Genomic DNA, 3604 nt, shown 5'->3' with positions numbered 1-3604 from the left:
CCGAAACTTTGACAACTTTAAAAGAAGGATTTTGATTGCCTTGAACATCAAAAAGGAGAGAACCAATCTGATTCTCTCCAGATGTTAGCTTTTCATCTACCCACTACAGTTGACAAAGAGCCCTAAAGAGCAACATTACGTTACTCTCAAATCTATTGAGACAGCAATTCATCAAGTAGGCCAATCAACTCCAGATCATCTGGAACCAAGGTCAGATAGCGTTCACATAATGAAACTGCCTTTAGTCTCATTCCAAATTCCCTCAATAGATAAATGTAGTCTTTTAAGAATTCAGGGTTATCCTTTAACAACTCCTCAATATCTTCATAGATAGACAAGGCCTTATCAGCTTCATCTATTTCCAGATAAGCTTTGGCAATATGCCATCTTGTAATGACATTATCAATGCCTTCTACATCCAAATCCACTAAATCTTCAAATCTCTCTTGTTCCAAATAGAGCGTGGACAAGCGTAGAAGAATTTCCTCACTATCTTCTGCAATTGATTTGGCTTGAATTAAATAAGCCTCTGATTGCTGACTATCATGTGTCTCATATGCCAATTGAGAGGCTAATAACAACAATGACGAATCAAAGGCATTATAGGACAGCCCTTCTTGAGCAACCCTGTATGCGTCTTCCAACTTAAACTCAGCCTTCAATGACATCGCATAAGCATAGTGATAACCTTCAAAATCAGGACTAATCGTAGCAATCTGTTTGTAGTACAAATTCGCTTTTTGATACTCTTCCTGTTCATAGAGTAGTGTTGCCAATTCAAAAACCGTTTGTTCATCAAACTCAATCTCAACTGCCTTTTCCAAAAACGAAATTGCCGTTTCAAAATGACCTAGACTAGCGTATGCTTTACCAATACGTTCATAAGTCGAAATGCCTGTTTCTTCCAATATAAGACGATTATCCAAACTGGCATAAAGCTTAATCGCTTCTTGATAATGTTCCAAAGATAATTCTATTTCAGCCAACCCAAAGGTGACAAGAGGCTCATCAGTTAAAGTCGTTGCTTCAATCAGTTTCTCCCTAGCCACCTCACTCAAACCTTCGGAATCATAGAGGTCAGCCATAATCAGCAAACTATTGACATAATGCGGGCTATCTTTAGCTATTGCATCCAAATACAAAAATGCTTCCTCTATCTGACCATCCTCGTTGGCAATTTGAGCTAAACTTAAATACAGTTCTGGATAGTTATCCTTAAATTTTAGGTAGATTTCCTTGGCTTGTGGAAAAAAACCGATACTTTCCAGATAGTACCCCAAATCTAGCAAAGTTCTCTCATCATCTGTTTCTAATGCCTTTATAAAATAAGCATTAGCTAAATCTAAATCATGATTATCCAAGGCATTTAGCATCTGCTCACTATGAGTTATCATGTCTTTCCTCCTCAGTATCTTCATCATACAAACCGCTAACTTCTTTATACCAATTAAAGAGTTCACCAATAATCACTTTCAAAGAGGCATAGACTGGAATAGCAATTAAGACACCACCGATACCAAACAAAGATCCAGATGTTAGTAAGATAAACAGTATAGTAATTGGATGGATATTGAGTTTATTACCCAAAATCAAAGGAGTTACAAAACGCCCTTCAATAGTCTGTTCAATCATAAAGACCAATAAAACCTTAACTAGCATAAAGGGTCCATCAACCATTGCCAAAATAACAACAGGAACCATAGCTAAAAAACTACCTAAATAAGGCACCATATTCAATATTCCAGCTAAAATACCAAAGGTCACTGCATAAGGAATACCAATTGCCGAAAACATGATAGAAAACATCAATCCAACAATAACAGCAACAGTGACTTGACCTTGCACATAGCCTGCGAATTGCTTATTGACATCCGTCAAAATACGACCGATTGGCTGACGCAGCTTTGTCGGTAAATATTTGACAATATTCCCTTTCATCTGACTACCATCTCTTAACAGATAAAAGATGATGAATGGTGCAATCATAATAGCTACTGTAACTTTAGCGATAGCTGAAGCAAACTGACTTGCCCAATCAACTGCCGATTTTGAAAAAGTTTGAGCATAAGTAATTGCTTTTTGACTAGCCCTATCAAGTAGTTCTGACACCTGCGGACGAATGGACTCCAGTCGCTCATCACTTAATAAACGAGTAACCTGTTTTTCCACCTCAGTAACATAATTCGGAAAATTTTTGATAAATGCCGTTAATTGCTCACGAATAGTTGGAACAACACCTGCTATACCCCAAATCAAAATAGCAACTACAAGAGCAAAAACAACACTAATTGCCCAAACACGGCTCATGCCCTTACGTTCAAAAAAATCAACAAGGGGTTTCAGTAAATAATATAATAATCCTGAAATGCCCAAAGGTAGCATGACAATTCCCAAAAATGATAAGACAGGTGTAAATAAGAAACTAATTTTAGAAAAGACAAAAACATTTAAAAAGACTAATAACATGATTAGCAAGGCAATCACAGCTTGACTATTTAAAAACCAGGTATAAAATAAGGTCAAGGCAGATTTTTTCTGATCTTCTTTCATCTCTACTCCTTCTTTGCGCTCACAATGCTCATTCATAAAACGTCACCGATTTATCAACCAACACTTTATCTACATAAGTAAATTTAGCTGAGAAGAACGGAACATCTTCCAAAATCCACTTAAAGATTTCATAATCGCCTTCCCATGTTGGTTTTTTAAGCACTTCATGGTAGGGCACCCATTCAAGAGTACCTTCGACACTATCGCTCAGCAACTCGCCATCAAACGCTGTCACCTTAAAAACATAAGTATGCCAATCTGTATCAGGAGTAAAATTAGGAAAGGTAATAATGCCTTTAAAATCCATCTTTTTTACAACTAAGCCAGTTTCCTCAAAAATTTCTCGTCTCGCACACTCATCAGGGGTTTCACCTTTTTCCAGTTTACCACCAACACTAATCCATTTGCCCTCGTGAACATCATTTGGTTTTTTATTACGATACATCAATAGTAAGCTACTACCATTATCAATGTAGCAAATTGTCGCTAAAGTCATTCCCTCATCCTCCATGTATTCTTCTCTTACATTATATCATATAGCTAATACAATTTAAAAAATAAACCTCAGAACTTAAGTGATTTTTTAAAACATTTTGATATGGTTTAGTATATGCCATATGCTCAAAAAAAATAGCTAAAACTTGAAATCAGAAGCAAGTTATGGTTTAATAAACATATCATCCTAGGAGGTAAAAAGATGAATCCAAATGAATTACTTGATAAAGCAAAAGAGCTAATCGCAAAAGGTGACCTTAATGAGGCTAAAAAATTTATCGAAGACAACAAAGACAATCTCGGTGAATATGTTGAAAAAGCAAAAGGCTTACTCGACAGCGCTGGTGGCGTTGATAAAGTCTTAGATAAAGTTAAGGGACTTTTCGGAAAATAAAAAATAGAAGTTGGATTTTATAATCCAGCTTCTATTTTTGGCTCTATAATTTCTGTAGTGGGTAACTCCACCATAGAGATTATAGGGCCTTTTGAGTATCAAAAAGTCCCATATGACCTATAATGAAAAGCAAGCAAACCATCATTAGAAAGACTCATATGGAAC

At 36.2% G+C, this 3604-nt stretch carries 4 protein-coding genes; 1 reads left to right on the top strand and 3 read right to left on the bottom strand.

The annotated features are described in order from the left end of the window. Positions 1-152: 152 nt before the first annotated feature. From ACVRZH_RS09855 to ACVRZH_RS09845, 3 genes are read right to left on the bottom strand one after another with little or no spacing between them, the layout of a single operon-like run. A complete protein-coding gene (locus tag ACVRZH_RS09855; protein ID WP_447455108.1) occupies positions 153-1391 on the bottom strand; it encodes a tetratricopeptide repeat protein in 1239 nt (412 codons plus the stop codon). Next, positions 1381-2550 carry an AI-2E family transporter gene (locus ACVRZH_RS09850; protein WP_447455107.1) on the bottom strand — a complete coding sequence of 390 codons (1170 nt, stop codon included), beginning with the start codon at positions 2548-2550 and terminating at the stop codon, positions 1381-1383. Before ACVRZH_RS09850 ends, ACVRZH_RS09855 begins: the two co-directional genes overlap by 11 nt. Positions 2551-2578: 28 nt before the next feature. After that, positions 2579-3046: an NUDIX hydrolase gene (locus ACVRZH_RS09845; protein ID WP_447455106.1), complete on the bottom strand. Its 468-nt coding sequence runs from the start codon at positions 3044-3046 to the stop codon at positions 2579-2581. 201 nt (positions 3047-3247) lie between these two features. Between ACVRZH_RS09845 and ACVRZH_RS09840 the strand changes: the two genes are divergently transcribed. Continuing rightward, positions 3248-3439, top strand: a complete 192-nt coding sequence (locus tag ACVRZH_RS09840; RefSeq protein ID WP_447455105.1) for a hypothetical protein — start codon at positions 3248-3250, stop codon at positions 3437-3439. The last annotated feature ends 165 nt before the right edge of the window (positions 3440-3604 follow it).

This window comes from Streptococcus fryi, from assembly GCF_053206505.1.
This window is presented reverse-complemented; position numbering and strand designations above follow the sequence as displayed.